This window comes from Atopobacter sp. AH10 (assembly GCF_003664595.1).
In the GTDB taxonomy this organism is placed as follows: Bacteria; Bacillota; Bacilli; order Lactobacillales; family Aerococcaceae; genus Atopobacter.
Window position 1 is genome coordinate 1 of the sequence record NZ_QXPZ01000019.1, and the last position, 16,766, is coordinate 16,766.

Consider the following 16,766-nt stretch of genomic DNA (forward strand, 5'->3'; position numbering starts at 1 on the left):
AATTTACATGGCGTCTTTTTTTTTCACAATTGAGTGGCTAAGTTCATTCTAAAATCCACCATACGTTCTTTGTATTGTTATCCATTCATCATGTCTATCGGTTAAAATGGATCCGATTAATCGAAGGTTTTTTTTCTGTAAATTATTGATCATTTTATTTTGAGCATTGGATAAATTTTTTCGGGTTTAGGATAAAATAAAAAATATAAAGTCAATTTAAAAATCCAAATAAACCAAAAAAAGGCAAAAAAATATGAATAAAAGGGTTTACAGTTAAAAGTAATAGTGTTACCATTAAATCAAACCTAGATTTCTTGTGAATTTAGGACACAATAAATCAATCTAATTGGGGGTTATAAAAATGATTGTGCATGCTAGATGTGATTGTAGGGTCATTCACGGGCAAACAACTACACGGATTCTCAAAGATTATAGTGCAGATGGCATCATCGTAGTAGATGATGAAATTTCTAAAGATAAATTTATGATCCAATTGTATAGACAAGTTCTTCCAAAAGAAATAAAAGTGTTTGCTTTTTCGATTGATAAAGCTCTCAATAAGCTTAAAGAAGCTGACAATTCTTCGAAAGAATATATTTTGATTTTCAAATCTCCATTAGCTGCGAAACGTTTGGTAGAAGCTGGTTATAAATTTTTAACAACACTGTTTATTGGCCCGCAAAATGTGAGAGAAAAGTCTACATTTATTGTCCAAATGATAGGCTTGTTGGATGAAGAAATGGAAGCGCTTGACTATCTGGAAGAAAAAGGGGTCAAAGTAATTCTTAATCCTACTTTTACAACACCAGATCTTACTTGGTCTAAAGCTAAAGCAAAACTTACCAGATAAGGAGGGATAATATGTTTATTTTGAAAATAAGTTTAATTTCATTACTGTATTATTTGAGTAATGTATATAGTTCATTTGGGGGCTTTGTCCTTAGTAAATATACTTTATGTAGACCCTTAATTGGTGGCTTTTTATGTGGTTTAATTTTAGGAGATTTACAAAAGGGAATTGAGATTGGTGTTGCGATGCAATTAGCATTCATGGGTTCATTTGCTGTTGGCGGTGCTATTACTATGGATATTGGAGCCGTTTCTTTTCCAGTAACTGCAGTTGCTATTCTTTCTAATTTGGATGTCGGGGCTGCTTTAGCCATTGGAACACCAATATCGATTTTAGCAGCTAATCTGATTCAAGTGGTACGTGCGGCAAATACTTATTTTGCTCGTATTATGCGAAAAGGTATTGAAGAGGGCGATGAAAAGAAGATTGTTCTAGGTCATGTGCTTTTGCCTCAGTTATTTTTATTAACATTGTCGTTTGTAGTATCGTTTGTGTTTATTTACTTTGGTGCATCAACTGTACAAAGCTTTATTAATATATTACCGAATAAAATTTTGCACGCATTGAGTCAATTAGCTAGTGTTCTTCCTGCTGTTGGGATGGCACTTCTTCTTAAGTACAATATTAACAACAAATGGATGTTCATTTTCTTCCTGCTAGGATTCATGTTGTTCTCTTACGCCAAAATGACTTTTATCCCAATTGCAATTATTGCTGTAGTGATTGCGTATTTCTATTACAGAACCGATTATTCAAATCAACCATCTGATTCAATGGAAGAAAGTGAGGATGAAGTATTATGATGTTTCAAGCAAAACTAGATGATAATAAAAAACCATTAACTGCTAAAGAAAGGGTTAAAATGTTTTGGCAATACCAGTTACACTATGCCTACTCGATAAATTTTGAAAATTGGCATGGTGATGGGTACTCTTTCTGTATGAAACCTCTTTTAAAAAAATATTATGATAAAGAAGGCCAAAAAGAAGGGATGTTAAGGCATCTTGACTTTCACAATAATGAGCAAACCACTGCTAGTGTTGTATGGGGAATTATCACCGGAATGGAAGAACAAAGAGCATTAGGGAAACCAGTAGATGATCAAATGATTCGGACGACAAAATCTGCTTTAATGGGACCGGTAGCTGGTATAGGTGATAGTCTAATACAAGCAACTATTGTTCCTTTGTTAACAACTATAGCTATTTCTTTAACAGGTAAAGATTACTCCCCTTTAGGAAGTGTATTATATATCATTGCTACTCCTATTATCTTGTGGACGTATGCGTATTTTCTTTATAATAAGGGATACTTTTTAGGTAGGAATGCTATCATGATGTTGTCAGGTAAGACACTAGATAAAATAAGAAACACAATCCAAGTGTTTGGCGTGGTGGTTATTGGTGCTTTATCAGCGAGTTATGTTAAATTACAAACAATCCTTAAATTTGGTGGAAATAACAGGGGCGCTAAACCAATTGTATTGCAAGACATATTAAACAATATTTTTCCTAATATTTTAAGTTTATTGTTGGTATTAGGATGTTATTATCTAGTATCTAAGAAAAATTATTCGATTGCTAAATTAATTGGTTTGTTGATGGCGATGGTACTTGTTTTATCGTTAGTCGGCATAATATAGGAGGTTATTTTAGTGCTTTATCATATCGAACCTATATATAAATCGTTTGTTTGGGGTGGAGAAGCTTTAAAACAGTTTTTTCGACTTAGAACTGATCAAAAAAAGATTGGAACCGTTTATCATGTGATTTCAGTTCCAGGAGATTTGGATAACATCGTTACTGAAACAGGGGAAACTCTTTCAAAATTTTATCAATCAAATAAGGAATTATTTGGGATTAACAGCCAACACTTTCCAATTCGAATGACAACGACTGCTAATGAAGGATTTCAATCGTATCAGGTTCATCCAACTGATGAATTTGGCTTAGCACACGATAATCTGTATGGAAAGGTTTCTGGTGCGGTTGCTTTAGAGGAAAGTGATCAAGTTAGAACGAGATTATTTGGTAATAAAGCTAAAAGTAGGGAAGAATTGGCAGAATTGATACAAAAGAAAGATTGGGGGAATTTATTCACCACTTTAGATGTAAAGGATGGCGATTTCGTACATACGCCTGCTGGGCTTATTCATGGGGGATATGGAGATGGATTGGTTACCTCAACTTTTGGTTCGAATGGTGATATTACTTACCGATTTTACGATCTTGATCGTAATGATCCCAATCGCCCGCTAAGTATAGAAAAGGTTATTGCATGTTCAAATGTTCCAGAAGTCCCTTATGAATCTAAACATGTAGTACCCAAAAAATATGGGGATTTGTCTATTTATGAATATTATGACAAACCTAAAGAATACATAGCTAAGCGACTTAAAATAAATGGTAAGGTAAATTTTCAGTATGAACATTTTTCCTTTTTAGCTGTTGTGGGTGGGAAAGGAAAAATGGATGGAGAAGAGATTGGATTAGGTGAGACCATATTTGTCCCAGTAAATCATCCAACCATTGTAATTGAGGGCAAAATAGATTTAATAATGGTTTCTTATAGGGAGTAGTATTATGGAAGAAGTAACAATTATCGGTTCAGGTAGAACTGGACGGGGAATGATTGGGGAACTGTTTGATACAGATGGTAGGTATCATTTGAATTTTGCAGATATAGATAGACAATTAGTTAACTTGCTAAGAAAAAAAGGAAAGTATAGTGTTCATTTAAGAGATCTTATTGGTGGAGAAGATAAAATTCGAGAAATAGACGATTTTAGCGTATATGACATACATCAAGACCGTATAGAGTATATTGATAAACTCGCTAATTCACGTTTCGTAATTACAAGCCTTTTTCCAGATGCATTTGATTCTGCTATAAATGATATTGTTGAAAGTATTAAGCTACGATATAAACTTCATAAAGAAAATTTGGTAAATATTATTTTGAGTGCTAATTATGTTGGATTAATGGAATATTTTGTTCCTAGAATAAAGAAGCGACTGACAGATAAGGAATTGGAATATTTAGACAACTATATTGCTATTTTAGGGAGTAATGCTAATAGAAAGGTTACTTATTTAAAGGACAAGAATGACCTAACACTAGATGGGGATAATAAGTACGTTTTAAAGGTTAATCGAGGATTCAAGTTGCCTAATGATTATAAATTACCCAGCTTTATAGTTGAAGTAGATGATATCGAACGTGTAATGATTGAGAAGATTTGGTCGGAAAACCTTCAACATATAGGTTTTGCTTTTTTAGGGAATTACAAGGGATATAATGTTATTAATGAAGCAGTTAATGATCCTTGGGTTGTAAAAAAAATTGATGCAGCTTGGGAAGAAGCTCGTAGTGCAATGAAAAAGGTGTATGATATTCCAATTCCAAATGCTAAGCAAAGGAAAACGGTTTTGGATAAATTTGCTAGTCCATTTTTTAAGGATAAATTGCACAGAATTGGTAGAGCTGAAAAGCGAAAGCTGAAAAAGAATGATAGACTACTTGGTCCAGCTTACCTATGTTTAAATAATGGACTACCTGCAGACAATATTTTAAAACTTGTAGCTTACGGATTTTGTTACAATGATCCTTTTGATAGAGATTCACAAGAGGTATTGTCTTTTGTTAAACAAAACGGTATTAAAGAGGCAGTGAAAAAATATTGTGGGTTGAATCTAACATTAAAAAACGACAGAGTAGTTTTAGATAAGGTTGTTAACGAGTATAATAAGCTTAGAAAGTAGTCATTAGAACAGTAAGAAGCTAGGAGGAATAACAGTGTTTATTGCAAAGATAAAGGGTTTGTACCCTACACTTACTGCTTCAGAAATGCGAATAGGGGATTATTTGCTTGCTAATATCCAACGAATGAATAAAATGACGTCATCTGAATTAGCTGAATCTTTAGGAGTGGGTCAAGCGACTGTTATTCGTTTTTCAAAAAAGTTGGGATATAGATCTTTTACAAGTATGATGGATGATATTTTGTCGTCAGATCCAAATGAAGAGCAAGGTGAAATACAATTATCTGATTCAACTTATGCGACCTTTGAAAAAATAAAAGAAAAATATATTCAATCTATTGATGTAGCGTTTAGAAGCAACTCTTGCGAAGCAATTGAAAAAGCTGCAAATTATATTGATAGAGCTAGAAATGTTGTTTGCTTTGGATATCAGGCTACAGGTGGATTTGCTAATTATCTCTCAGAATCATTGATTGAATTAGGTAAATCATCTTATCAAAGTAGCTCTATTATAGAAACAAAGCAAAGGATTCGATTGTTAGATTGTCAAACGGATTGTGTAGTCATGGTGAGTAAATCGGGTGAGACAAAAGAATTGTGTGAGCTTGCAAACTTTGCAAAAGAAAATAATGTACCCGTAATTGCTATTAGCAATATTGGGAAGACAACTTTATCTGATTTAGCAGATGTGCGCCTGAGCTTTTTGTACGATCAGCAAAAGACACGATTGAAGGCATATACTCAAAACGGGGGTCTTTTGTTTGCGATAGATACTCTTATCTTAAATGTTTATAAAAAAGACTACAAAAAATATAGAGAGAATTCATTGAAGTTCATGAAATTCTCTCGGCCTAATGAGTATGAAGAGTAAAATGTGCTTTAAGACACTGTTGTAGCAAGAAGAACTAATCATTTTTCTTCTTACACTTGGCGCAAAAAGATAGTTATAAAAAAGCTAAATGCTAGCAATTGATCTATCCTGCTATAGATTCTATCGCTTTGACAGCATCTTGTTATAGCTATAAACGTTTGGCTAAAGGTAAACAACCAGCACGTGTAATTCAATTGATCTGGTGTATTCTCTTAATTCTCTTGCCCATTTCCTTGTTATTTGCGGAAAGTTCTATGACCAACTTGCAAACAGTGAGTATTATTACAGCCTTTCCTATAGGAGTGGTCATTATCTTAATCGCCTGCGCCTTTTTAGTTGATGCAAAGCGTTATTTGGAGGAATCTGCTTTTAAGAACTAATGGCTGTAGATTGATCTCGTCTAACGAAATGGCTTATAATAAGGCTGAAGATGCGGGCGAACAATTTCAATGGCCGGTTTTTAGCCTGTGGAATAAGGACTTGTGTGAAATGAACAAAGAAAAATGCTTGGGTAAGTTCATGTACTCGGATCAGGCAGTAGAAGAAGACCGTCGTATTGAATGCGATTGTGAATTGGGGATTCTTCCGAGTATTATTTTTGACTTAGGACTTATTTTCCTTTTGTGGAAGTGGCTATTTTAGTCGATAGACTAGTGGGTGACACCCTTTATGAAAGGGCGTCAGAGTGAATGTTTATGGAGGAATAATGATGATCAAGAAAATGGGTAAATTAATTTTTCAAGTCATTCGTTTAGTGGTAATTGTGCTGGGGCTTACTATTTTGTTTAAATAGCTCCAATAAGAAGATCACAGGCGCTTGAAGTCAAAATTGTTTAAAAGAGATAACAGGCGCTTGAATCAAATTTTGTGTAAGGGAGATACATTCGCTTGAAGCCGGAATTGTTTAAGGGAGATCACAGTTGATCGATGTCAGGATTGTTTAAAGGCTATCACACCTGCTTGATGAAAGAATTGTTTAAGGGATATTACAGGCGATCGATGTCACGATTGTTTAAAAGCTATCACACTTGCTTGAAGCAAAAATTGTGTAAGGGAGATACATTCGCTTGAAGCCAGAATTTTGCCACCATCGCACATTGAAGTCATTTTGAGAAAATTTAGAGCCTATACAAGAAAAAAGTTGCTAAAGCTTGATCGAACAAGTTTTAGCAACTTTTATTCATTACTTGAAAAGATTGATGGAGACAACGGGGCTCGAACCCGTGACCTCTACAATGCCATTGTAGCACTCTCCCAACTGAGCTATGCCCCCTCAACAAAAACTACTATAGCTTATTTTAGCCTAAAGTTCAAGAAAATCTCATAAAAATTAAAAGGCTTACAAGATTTGCTGAGAATAGCCTTTCTTCCTTTAGGTCCTTCTGATGTGCGTTCGTGCATGAATATGGTAAACTTGGAGGTAAAGCTTCGGATGGACTAAAGATAAATTTTTTAGGAGTGCGCCTAACTTGGAGCTAAAGTCCAGTGCCAGTTGAAAAAAGAAAAAAGGAGAATTGGGATGAAATTTATTTCATGGAATATTGATTCACTTAATGCCGCTTTAACCAGCGATTCCAGACGCGCAGAATTATCACGTGATGTCTTGAAAACCTTGCAAGAAGAACAGGCGGATATTATCGCTATACAAGAAACAAAATTATCGGCTAAAGGGCCAACGAAGAAGCATCAAGAGTGTTTAGCCCAATGGTTTCCTGACTATCGTTATGCCTGGGTGAGTTCTGAAGAACCTGCACGTAAGGGCTATGCAGGGAATATGGTGCTCTATAGGAAGGACTTGACTCCGATAATTACCTATCCAAAGATAGGGGCACCCACTACCATGGATCATGAGGGGCGGATTCTGACCCTTGAATTTGAGCATTTTTATTTCACTCAAGTCTATACACCAAATGCCGGAAATGAATTGGCTCGTTTGGCAGACCGGCAAATTTGGGATCAAAAGTATGCGGATTATCTAGCGGAATTGGATCAAGATAAGCCAGTGATTGCAACTGGTGATTTCAATGTGGCTCATGAAGAAATAGATTTGGCTAATCCTGCCTCTAACCATCGTTCGGCAGGTTTTACGGATGAAGAACGAGAAGGATTCAGTCAACTCTTAGCTCGGGGCTTTGTGGATAGTTTCCGTCATCTGCATGGGCCACTTGAAGGGGTCTATTCTTGGTGGGCGCAAAGAGTTAAAACCAGTAAAATCAACAATTCAGGCTGGCGGATCGACTATTTTCTGGTCAGCCAAGCGATTAAGGAAAAGATTTCTCGTTCAGAGATGATTGATTCTGGTGAACGTCAAGACCATACCCCAATTGTTCTAGAGATGGATGGGCTTCTAGAGGAGTAAGAAAATAGAATTGATTATCTTTTTTAGTTCATGAGAGACGGCCATTTATCTGTGATGTAAAGGAGTGATGAAGATGGCTTATTTCTTTAGAGGGCATGAAGATGGGTATAGATTTCCTTCTTTTTCCCTCATACATGTGTTGCTTGTGCTGCTACTCTTAGCTGGTGCCTATGTGTTATTCAAATATAGGGATGAGATCAGAGCTAACAGACGTTGGGAGAAAGGGGTAAAGCTGTCTTTCATGACTTTAATCGTCTTGGATCAAGTGCTTTATATCGGCTTTTGCTTCTTTAGTCGACCAGATGGCTTACAGCAAGCTCTCCCTTTATACACCTGTCGTGCGGCCTTATATACAGGATTTTTGGCCTTATTGACGGATCATAAAGTATTCAAGGCCTTAACCGTCTATTGGGGGCTTTTTGGAGGGATTTTACCCCTTGTTTATCCCGATATGATGGCTTATTCTTGGCCACATTTTACCAATATTCATTATTTTTTGTTGCACTTTTTAGTTTTTTGGATGGCAAACTACTTTTTATTGGTAGAGGGCTATGATTCTAGCCGGTCGAATTCTCGTCTGCTTTATAGCTTGGTGAATGCCTTTTTACTTTTAGCGCTAGGGGTTAATCTTTATGTCAAGGGGAATTATGCCTATCTAATGGAGGCTCCTCTTTTAAAGACCTTCTTCTTAGAATGGCCAAAGCTCCTGTATTGGTTATTTACTTTTTCAGTCTACAATGCCTTGGTTTGGTGTGTGCAACAAATGTGTGTGAAGATCTTGATACCGCAATTCCTACCAGAAGAAAGTTCTAAGGCAGATCCATTAAAACAATACCACTAGGGGAAAAGTGAAATTTGTTAGAGCAAGAGCTAAATTGCTACTTAAAACAATACCACTAGGGGAAAAGTGAAATTTGTTAGAGCAAGAGCTAAATTGCTACTTAAAACACTAGCACTAGGGGAAAAGTAAAATTTTATAGAGCAAGAGCTAAATTGCTAGCTTAAAATAATACCACTAAACACTAGAAAACAAGTCAGAGTAGATGAAGCTTTATAGCTAAATTCCCCCAAAATTTCTCCAATGCTCAAAAGAAATGGTGGATAAATTTTTGGGAAATTTAGGGTTTAAAGCTAAGGAAGGAGGAAATAGATGAAGATTATTATGGCGCCTTCTAAGGAAATGGATTGGAGTCATCCTGAAGAAATCGACTGGCACTTGTCAAAGAAAAGTCAGATCATTCAGGAGACTTTACTAGAAATGAATAAAGATGAACTCCAGAAAAGCTTGAAACTGAAAGACAAGCAATTGTTAGAAGTGTTGACCTATAGGGATACTTGGGCTTTACCATTTAGTTCTAGGGCAAGGGATCTTTATAAAGGAGTAGCTTTTCGTTCGCTTCATTTAACCAATTTATCTGAGGAAGAAGAAGGCTATCTGAATGACCATTTGCGCATTTTGTCGGCTTTTTACGGTGTCCTTCAGCCTAATGATAGAGTGAAACCCTACAGGCTGGACTTCATCCTTCCTCTAAAAATCCAAGGGAAAAGTTTAAAAACTTTCTGGGGGAAAAGTTGGGATCAATCCTTTGAAGAAGGGGAATGGCTCATTAACTTAGCGAGTAAGGAATTTGCTAGCCGTTTGACAGCTAGTCGTTACCACTGGCTAGACATTGATTTTGCTGAACGAGTGGGGGATCGGCTAATTCGTCCTTCTAGTTTAGTCAAGAAAGCTCGGGGCATGATGGCGAATTATTTGATTCATCATCAGCTGACTGACCTTGAAAGGATCAAACAATTTAAGGAAGAGGGCTATCATTTTGTAGAGGAAGAATCCAATGATCAGCTCTTGACTTTCATTCGGGAAAAAGAGTGAGGACTTTTTATAAGCGGATAGAAACGTTCAAATGAAGACGTTTTGTCCGTTTTTTTTGATGGGAAAAAGCTGGCTGATGGGAAAAGCTGGTTGACGGGAAAAGCTGGCTGATGAAAAGGAAGGCGTTATGTTTTAGAGCAAGAGAAGGAAAGGTGAAATAGATCAGAAATTGATCCCATAGCTAAATCCCCCAAAAATTTATCCAATGCTCAGTGGACGATTTTTTGGGGGATTTTCTGATTCCTTCTGCAGGAGACAATGTTCAAGAGAGAAGCTTTGTTAGTGTATTTTGTGATCCCATCTGCAGGAGACAGGGGTAAGGAATTTATGGGAAAGAGAAAAAAACGATGCAAAGTGACAATGGTTACAAAATACCTTGTTGAGGGCTTATATATGTTTTCAAAGGTAAAATAGTCGGGAGAAAAAATGGCTGGGGATAAGTGGATTAAAAATGAAAAAGCTGAAAAAACAATTAGTTAAGCTTGCTTAAATTTGATCATATTTTCATATGCAAACTATTGAAATTATAGGAAAACATGGTAATATAATTTTGATATGAAGCCGTTTTTGAAAAAGGCTTTTTATTATTGATATGTTGTTGAGAATGATTATCGAAATTAACCGGGCTAAATGAGAATGACTCGTTGAAATTAGGAATCATTCTTATCATAAAAAAGGTTTGGGATGAGAGAGGCTTGCCATGTTTTTATATATGCTAAAAAAAGGAGAATTAGCAGAGATTGATCGTGTTATTGGGTCAGCTACTTGGAAAAAACGCTTGGAGGATATGGGATTTGTTCCAGGCACCTTGATCCAGGTGGTTTTGGCGCAATCGGGCAACTTGATCGTGGAAGTTCGGGGAACTCGCTTTGCCATCAATCGTGACATGGCTAAGCATGTGCGCATTCGCCCAAGAAAGTGAGGAGTAAAGTGACAACATTACGTGAAATTCCTTGTGGGGAAAAAGTAACCGTCGTTAAAGTGCATGGGGATGGAGCTTTGCGGAAGAGAATTCGTGATATGGGGATGACAAAAGGCGCAGAGGTTTTTGTGAAAAAGGTGGCACCATTAGGCGATCCCATTGAATTAACAATCAGAGGATACGCCCTAACCATTCGCAAAGAAGATGCTGCCGTTATTGAAGTGTCTACGGAAGGAGAATAATGGTGACAAGAATTGCATTAGCGGGTAACCCAAATACGGGTAAAACCACTTTATTTAACGCTTTGACGGGGAGTTCTCAACGTGTTGGTAACTGGCCTGGGGTTACAGTAGAAAAGAAAGAAGGTCAATTGAAAGGGGCAAGTGATGTCCAAATCGAAGACCTGCCTGGGATTTACTCTCTATCGCCTTACACAGCTGAGGAACGTGTGGCAAGGGATTATCTTATTCAAGAACATCCAGATGTGATTATCGATATCATTGATGCGACGAACTTGGAACGGAACTTGTACTTGACCATGCAATTATTGGAAACAGGTATTCCAATGGTTGTTGCTCTGAATATGATTGATGTAGTGGAAAAGAATGGGGACAAGGTAGATATTGATTTATTACAAGAACGTCTAGCTTGCCCAGTGATTGGGATTTCTGCTTTAAAAGGGCAATCCATAGAACACTTGATACAAGCTGCTTTAAAGACTAGTCAAGAAGCTCCTGAAGCGGCATTCCCGACTTACGAAAGTTATATTCACGATGCAATTTTCAAGATTAAGGAAAAATTGCCGGAAAGTGTAGAAGATTATCGCCGTCACTGGACGAGTGTTCAATTGTTTGAACGTGATGAAGACATGTGGAAACAAGTGAAGTTGTCCGATGACAAGAAAGCGGTCATTGAAGGCTTAATTGAAGCTTGTGAAGAAAAAGGTGATGACGACTCTGAAGGCTTGATGTCTGCGACTCGTTATGATTATATTGCTAAAATTATTCAAGGTGTTTATCATACAGCGGATGAAGAAAAGCAGTCCCTTACAGATAAAATTGACGCCATTGTGACCAACCGTTTCCTAGCCTTGCCAATTTTTGCTTTGGTGATGTACCTTGTTTATTTCATTGCGGTTTCGACTATTGGGAAACAAGGGACGGACTGGGTAAATGATGTGGTCTTTGGGGAAGTTGTGCCAAAATATCTTGGCGGTTATCTCGACAGCTTACACTTGATGCCTTGGTTAAATGGCTTAATCATGGATGGTTTAGTGGCTGGTGTCGGTGCCGTTATTGGTTTCTTGCCACAAATGTTAGTTTTATTTGCTTGCTTAGCTTTCCTTGAAGAATGTGGCTATATGGCTCGTATTGCCTTTGTTTTAGACCGTATCTTCCGGAAGTTTGGCTTATCTGGGAAATCCTTTATTCCAATTCTTGTTTCAACTGGTTGTGGGGTGCCTGGGATCATGGCTGCTCGTACCATTGAAAATGATAATGACCGCCGTTTGACTATTTTGACCGCAACTTTCATTCCATGTAATGCCAAGTTGCCGATTATCGCCTTGATTGCAGGGGCTTTCTTCCCTCATCAATCTTGGGTAGCTCCGTCGACTTATTTCTTAGGGATGGGTGCCATTATCGTTTCAGGGATTATGTTGAAGAAAACACGTTGGTTCTCTGGGAATCCAGCCCCATTCGTGATTGAATTGCCAGCTTACCACTTGCCTAGCTTTACAGGTATTTTGCGGACCATGTTTGAACGTGGGAAAGCTTTCGTGAAGAAGGCTGGTACCTTAGTCTTGTTGGCGACTGTTATTGTTTGGTTCCTCCAAGGCTTTAACTGGCACTTGCAAATGGTTGAAGAACCTAACCACTCTATTTTGGCTACATTGGGACGTATCGTAGCGCCTATTTTTGCCCCATTAGGTTGGCCTGACTGGCGGGCGGCTGTTGCTTCTGTAACAGGTCTCTTGGCTAAGGAAAACTTGGTTGGGACATTCGGTGTCCTCTTTGGTTTTGCAGAAGCTGCTGAAGATGGATCTGATTTCTGGCCTCAATTGGCTCATGCCTTCAATCCATTAGCTGGTTACTCTTTGATGGCCTTCAACTTGCTATGTGTGCCTTGCTTTGCAGCGGTCGGAGCTTTGAGACGTGAAATGATGGATGATAAATTGACTCTATTTGCAGTGGTTTATCAATGTGTTCTAGCTTATTGCGTTTCCTTAATCATTTACCAATTGGGGATGTGGTATGCAGAGGGACAATTCGGATTCTGGACACTTGTCGCCTTGTTTATTTTGGCGGGCTTCATTTACATGTTGTTTATCAAGAAACCTTACAAAGCGCCTAAAAAGACTTACGACTATCGACCAGAACCTTCTAAATAAGGAGGGGATATGATGGCAAACATTATTGTATTGCTCATTGTTGTTTTCATTATTGTTTTAGCTGTTCGAACTTTACAAAAAGATCGGAAGGCAGGACCATGTGGTGGCTGTGCGATCAGCAAGAGTTGCTGTAGCGGGAAATGCGCCGGGCTAGGGAAAGCTGGCCAAGGTCGTCCTGAAGCCATCGAAGCAATTCGTCAACGGATGGAACAATTGAAAGCAGAAGGAAAAGAAGATAAAGAAAATAAAAAAGATCACCCTTCATGCTGCTAGTCAGCGCTTGATAAGAAGTAGAAAGAAGCTCCAAGTGGGTTTATAATTGGCCGTTTACTGAAAAAGGAGAAGGCCAGACTTTGTAAGACTAACTTTCTATTGCTTTGAAGTGGATGAGTGAGATTAAGTCTCTAAGCAAGTTTTATACTTGTTTAGGGGCTTTTTTTGATGTGACAAGGAAGGAAAGGTCGTGACAATGAGTTGACACACACTTTTTTGTGGAATAGCTAAAGATTTCCTAGCATTTTTGATATAATGACTACAAGTAGATATTTTTAGCTAAAATCGCTAGAACTTGAACTGGTTAATCAATAATGTTTTCGACTGGTTGATCAATAATGTTGTTGAAGGAGACAGGCAATGACCTTGCGCCTTTCTTTAACCGAATGGAAGCGATCTGGTATCTATTGTTTAGCTGATAGGACTGAATGAGTGCCTATCTGATACAGGATAAAAATGAGGATTATCTCTATTGTAGAGGGATAAAAATGACGATTATCTCTATTGTAGAGGGATAAAAATGACGATTATCTCTATTGGAAAGGGATAGAAATGACAGAGGAGGAAAAGCCATGAAGAATTGCCCTGAATGTGGCAGTGAGAACCGTGATGAGGCGCTATTTTGCCTGAGCTGCGGTAGAAAATTGCCTATACCGAAAGTTCTCGACAGCAGCTTGTCCTGTTCGAACTGTGGCTCATCGAATAGAATAGGAGCACACTTTTGCTTGAATTGTGGGAAATCATTAGAAGATGAAAATGCTTTAGCTCATGCCGATAAGGAATGGCCTGAAGAAGGCGAAGGAGCAACTGATGAAGTTCCTGCAGGTGACAGGGAAGCAGAAGACTATAGCGCAAGTGATGAAGTGCCTGCCGAAGACGGTCTAGCTGATGACTATAGCGCAAGTGATGACAGTCTAGCTGATGACTATAGTTCAACTGATACAGGTCTAGAAGATGGCTATAGTTCAACTGATGCAGGTCTAGCAGAAGACTATAGCTCAACTGATGAAGGCGGGGAGCTTTACAGAAGCCTTGAGCCATCTACTGACGAGGGCGATGCTTACCCAAGCGATGCTGAGGCTGATGCTTACCCAAATGACGAAGAGGCTGATGTTTACCCAAGTTATCATGAAGATGATATGGCCATTCCTTTAGATGAGTGGGAAAGACTGAACGGGAAGCCAGATCTTTATGACGATATTTCTAAAGAAGACCTTTACAAGATGTCCCTTGAAGAAGCTGAGGCTAGAGCGAATCGGCGACCATATGAAAAGGAGACTGAGGATTTTGCTGAGTCAGTTGGCGAAGAAAACCAGTCTGCTATTGTTTTTCACGCTGACGGGAGCAAAGATGAGTTAGAGGCGACTCGGGTATTTGAATCGGGTCAATTAGCAGGTGTTTCTTATCATGAAAGTGCATCTACTGATGAGGCTGACCCTGACTTTCAAAATGACCAGGTGGAGGAATTTGCTGCTAGTGGTGAATCTTTCCCAGAAGAAAGTAATGCCTGTCCTTATTGTGGGGCAGCGAAGGAAGACGGGATGGATTTCTGCCAAAATTGTGGGCAACCCTTCTTAAATGCTGAAGTAGAGGAAGAAGCCCCAGTAGCTAGTCCATTGAGAGGGGCGGGCTCTTCTGAACCAAATGCTTCTCATAAGAAAAAAGGAACCTGGTTCTTACTCCTGATTTGCCTCTTGGGCTTGTTGGGAGCGGGAGGATATAAATATGCAGAAGCATCTGTTTCAAAAGAAAAGCAAATTAATACTTTTATAAAGGAAATTGCAGATGGAGACAGCCAAGCAGTTGCAGAAAAGCTTCGTTCTGATGACAAGAGTCTTACCCTATCTGCACGAACGGTAGAACCACTCGTTAATTACTTATCGACAAGCGAAAGCTTACAAAGGCGATTGAAGAATCAGTTAATGACTGGAGAAAGTAAAGATTTTGGCTTAAGCCTTGAAAAAGAGGGGAAGATTTGGAAATTATTCCCACGATATGTTTTCTCTGTGAAACCTGTCCGTATGTTAGTTACTAGCAACAAAAAGGGTGTTAGTTTCTATACTTTAGGTGAAAAATGGGCGACATCGGATTCAGATAAGTTCAAAGGGGAAATAGGTCCTCTAGTGCCAGGGAAGTATACCATACGAGCTGTCTTGAAAGAGAAGAATGGTAAACAACAAGTGATGGAAAAGACAAAACTTGTCTTACCAAGTCAAAGCAAGCTGGCACAAATTGATTTTGAAATGGTCGAAATTCCTGTTAAGAGTAAGGATAAAAAGGCTAAAGAGGCTGATGTTTTACTTAATGGGAAAAAAGTGGGGCAATTGAAAGATGGACAAACACGTCTTGGACCAGTCTTCTATGAACCTGGTATGAAAGTAGCCTTGCGAGGAAATAATGGCCTGCAATCAAGAGGCGTTCAAGTGCCACAAGGGCAAAAGGCTCCAGAAATGTCTCTAGATTTCTCTACTCAAGCCAATAAGAAAGAATTGGAACGCTTGGAACGGATGAAACAAGAACGTCGCAGACAAGAAGCCCTAGCTACTGCAAGGATCGCTGAGGAGCAAAGAAAAGCTAAACAGGATCGAGAAGAAGCGGCTAGACGTCAAGCAGAACGTAAGCGCCAAGATGAAGTAAGACGCCAAGAAGCAGACCGTAAGCGCAAGGAAGAAGAGGCGAAACGTCAAGAAGAAGAACGTAAGCGTAAGGAAGAAGAGGCGAAACGCCAAGAAGCTGACCGCAAGCGTAAGGAAGAAGAAGCGAAACGCCAAGAAGAAGAACGTAAACGCAAGGAAGAAGAGGCGAAACGCCAAGAAGAAGAACGTAAACGCAAGGAAGAAGAAGCGAAACGCCAAGAAGAAGAACGTAAACGCAAGGAAGAAGAAGCGAAACGCCAAGAAGAACGCAAGCGCAAGGAAGAAGAAGCGAAACGCCAAGAAGCAGACCGCATAAAAGAAGCTCAGGACTTTGTCGGCAAGGAAGCGGAAGCTAGCCTGAATGAAGCAGATAGCCAACTATCGGATGATTACCGTCATGAATTAGAAGGTTTAAATCAATTCTATCAAAAGATTTCTACGGCAACTTTCTATGCGAACAGCTTTAACCCTAGTGATTTTGAAGGTTACTTTGAAAATGGAAAGACTAACCCTGCTTACCAACAACTGATTTCTTACATTAACAGCTGTCGTGAGCAATCGAAGAAGGGTGAAATCTTAGGCGTTAGATTTAAAGCGGGCTTCAAGAAATTTGAAAAAATCGCAGATCGGGATGGCGGACGGAAGATTTCTTATCAATTGCTGGCCGAAACAGCCTATCCAAAAGCATCTTCTAAAGAGAATAGTCAGTCTTCTAAAGTGCTTGAAAATCTTCTCTGCCAATTTGATGTAGATTCCTACTCGCCACGCTTTGATCAGACAAATGAAAGTTTGTTACCTTAAGCAGTAGAGTTATTCGTTAAGCCATCTTCTG

At 38.6% G+C, this 16,766-nt stretch carries 16 protein-coding genes and 1 tRNA gene; 16 read left to right on the forward strand and 1 reads right to left on the reverse strand.

What is annotated here, in order from left to right:
* Positions 1-361: 361 nt before the first annotated feature.
* The 8 genes from D3H64_RS04030 (at position 362) to D3H64_RS04065 (ending at position 6,124) form a co-directional block, all read left to right on the forward strand.
* A complete protein-coding gene (locus tag D3H64_RS04030; RefSeq protein WP_121564986.1) occupies positions 362-850 on the forward strand; it encodes a PTS sugar transporter subunit IIB in 489 nt (162 codons plus the stop codon).
* Positions 851-861: 11 nt separating this feature from the next.
* On the forward strand, positions 862-1,653 hold the full coding sequence (locus tag D3H64_RS04035) for a PTS sugar transporter subunit IIC (protein ID WP_121564987.1): 792 nt from the start codon (positions 862-864) through the stop codon (positions 1,651-1,653).
* Complete coding sequence (locus D3H64_RS04040) at positions 1,650-2,492, forward strand: PTS system mannose/fructose/sorbose family transporter subunit IID (protein ID WP_121564988.1); 843 nt, start codon at positions 1,650-1,652, stop codon at positions 2,490-2,492. The genes D3H64_RS04035 and D3H64_RS04040 overlap by 4 nt, the downstream gene beginning before the upstream one ends.
* Before the next feature lie 12 nt (positions 2,493-2,504).
* On the forward strand, positions 2,505-3,428 hold the full coding sequence (locus D3H64_RS04045; RefSeq protein WP_199700133.1) for a hypothetical protein: 924 nt from the start codon (positions 2,505-2,507) through the stop codon (positions 3,426-3,428).
* Positions 3,429-3,432: 4 nt separating this feature from the next.
* Positions 3,433-4,611 carry a hypothetical protein gene (locus D3H64_RS04050; RefSeq protein WP_121564990.1) on the forward strand — a complete coding sequence of 393 codons (1,179 nt, stop codon included), beginning with the start codon at positions 3,433-3,435 and terminating at the stop codon, positions 4,609-4,611.
* Between the two features lie 34 nt (positions 4,612-4,645).
* Complete coding sequence (locus tag D3H64_RS04055; protein WP_121564991.1) at positions 4,646-5,482, forward strand: MurR/RpiR family transcriptional regulator; 837 nt, start codon at positions 4,646-4,648, stop codon at positions 5,480-5,482.
* Between the two features lie 98 nt (positions 5,483-5,580).
* The gene (locus D3H64_RS04060; protein WP_121564992.1) at positions 5,581-5,862 is read left to right on the forward strand and encodes a BCCT family transporter; all 282 of its coding nucleotides are present in this window, start codon (positions 5,581-5,583) and stop codon (positions 5,860-5,862) included.
* Positions 5,863-5,872: 10 nt separating this feature from the next.
* Positions 5,873-6,124 (forward strand): hypothetical protein, encoded by a 252-nt coding sequence (locus D3H64_RS04065; RefSeq protein WP_121564993.1) that lies wholly within the window; start codon positions 5,873-5,875, stop codon positions 6,122-6,124.
* 558 nt (positions 6,125-6,682) lie between these two features.
* Here D3H64_RS04065 and D3H64_RS04070 read toward each other — a convergent pair.
* A tRNA-Ala gene (locus D3H64_RS04070) sits at positions 6,683-6,755 on the reverse strand.
* Positions 6,756-7,001: 246 nt separating this feature from the next.
* Here D3H64_RS04070 and D3H64_RS04075 point away from each other — a divergent pair.
* The 8 genes from D3H64_RS04075 to D3H64_RS04110 all read left to right on the forward strand — a co-directional run bounded on the left by D3H64_RS04075 (position 7,002) and on the right by D3H64_RS04110 (position 16,735).
* Complete coding sequence (locus D3H64_RS04075) at positions 7,002-7,841, forward strand: exodeoxyribonuclease III (protein WP_121564994.1); 840 nt, start codon at positions 7,002-7,004, stop codon at positions 7,839-7,841.
* A 73-nt stretch (positions 7,842-7,914) separates the two neighbouring features.
* A complete protein-coding gene (locus D3H64_RS04080) occupies positions 7,915-8,682 on the forward strand; it encodes a TIGR02206 family membrane protein (RefSeq protein WP_158589218.1) in 768 nt (255 codons plus the stop codon).
* Positions 8,683-8,991: 309 nt separating this feature from the next.
* Positions 8,992-9,714, forward strand: coding sequence for a YaaA family protein (locus tag D3H64_RS04085; RefSeq protein ID WP_121564996.1), 723 nt, complete (start codon positions 8,992-8,994; stop codon positions 9,712-9,714).
* A gap of 700 nt (positions 9,715-10,414) precedes the next feature.
* Positions 10,415-10,636, forward strand: coding sequence for a FeoA family protein (locus D3H64_RS04090; protein ID WP_121564997.1), 222 nt, complete (start codon positions 10,415-10,417; stop codon positions 10,634-10,636).
* Positions 10,637-10,644: 8 nt separating this feature from the next.
* Positions 10,645-10,878: a FeoA family protein gene (locus D3H64_RS04095; RefSeq protein ID WP_121564998.1), complete on the forward strand. Its 234-nt coding sequence runs from the start codon at positions 10,645-10,647 to the stop codon at positions 10,876-10,878.
* On the forward strand, positions 10,878-13,025 hold the full coding sequence (feoB, locus tag D3H64_RS04100) for a ferrous iron transport protein B (protein WP_121564999.1): 2,148 nt from the start codon (positions 10,878-10,880) through the stop codon (positions 13,023-13,025). Before D3H64_RS04095 ends, feoB begins: the two co-directional genes overlap by 1 nt.
* Before the next feature lie 12 nt (positions 13,026-13,037).
* Positions 13,038-13,298, forward strand: coding sequence for a FeoB-associated Cys-rich membrane protein (locus D3H64_RS04105; RefSeq protein ID WP_199700134.1), 261 nt, complete (start codon positions 13,038-13,040; stop codon positions 13,296-13,298).
* A 572-nt stretch (positions 13,299-13,870) separates the two neighbouring features.
* Entirely contained in the window at positions 13,871-16,735 is a 2,865-nt protein-coding gene (locus D3H64_RS04110; protein ID WP_121565001.1) for a zinc-ribbon domain-containing protein, read from the forward strand.
* Positions 16,736-16,766 lie beyond the last annotated feature (31 nt).

Coding starts and splice junctions, on each gene's coding strand:
- feoB (WP_121564999.1), top strand. CDS start 10,878: ATGGTGACAAGAATTGCATTAGCGGGTAACCCAAATACGGGTAAAACC.
- D3H64_RS04085 (WP_121564996.1), top strand. CDS start 8,992: ATGAAGATTATTATGGCGCCTTCTAAGGAAATGGATTGGAGTCATCCT.
- D3H64_RS04075 (WP_121564994.1), top strand. CDS start 7,002: ATGAAATTTATTTCATGGAATATTGATTCACTTAATGCCGCTTTAACC.
- D3H64_RS04080 (WP_158589218.1), top strand. CDS start 7,915: ATGGCTTATTTCTTTAGAGGGCATGAAGATGGGTATAGATTTCCTTCT.
- D3H64_RS04040 (WP_121564988.1), top strand. CDS start 1,650: ATGATGTTTCAAGCAAAACTAGATGATAATAAAAAACCATTAACTGCT.
- D3H64_RS04105 (WP_199700134.1), top strand. CDS start 13,038: ATGGCAAACATTATTGTATTGCTCATTGTTGTTTTCATTATTGTTTTA.
- D3H64_RS04090 (WP_121564997.1), top strand. CDS start 10,415: ATGTTTTTATATATGCTAAAAAAAGGAGAATTAGCAGAGATTGATCGT.
- D3H64_RS04110 (WP_121565001.1), top strand. CDS start 13,871: ATGAAGAATTGCCCTGAATGTGGCAGTGAGAACCGTGATGAGGCGCTA.
- D3H64_RS04030 (WP_121564986.1), top strand. CDS start 362: ATGATTGTGCATGCTAGATGTGATTGTAGGGTCATTCACGGGCAAACA.
- D3H64_RS04035 (WP_121564987.1), top strand. CDS start 862: ATGTTTATTTTGAAAATAAGTTTAATTTCATTACTGTATTATTTGAGT.
- D3H64_RS04050 (WP_121564990.1), top strand. CDS start 3,433: ATGGAAGAAGTAACAATTATCGGTTCAGGTAGAACTGGACGGGGAATG.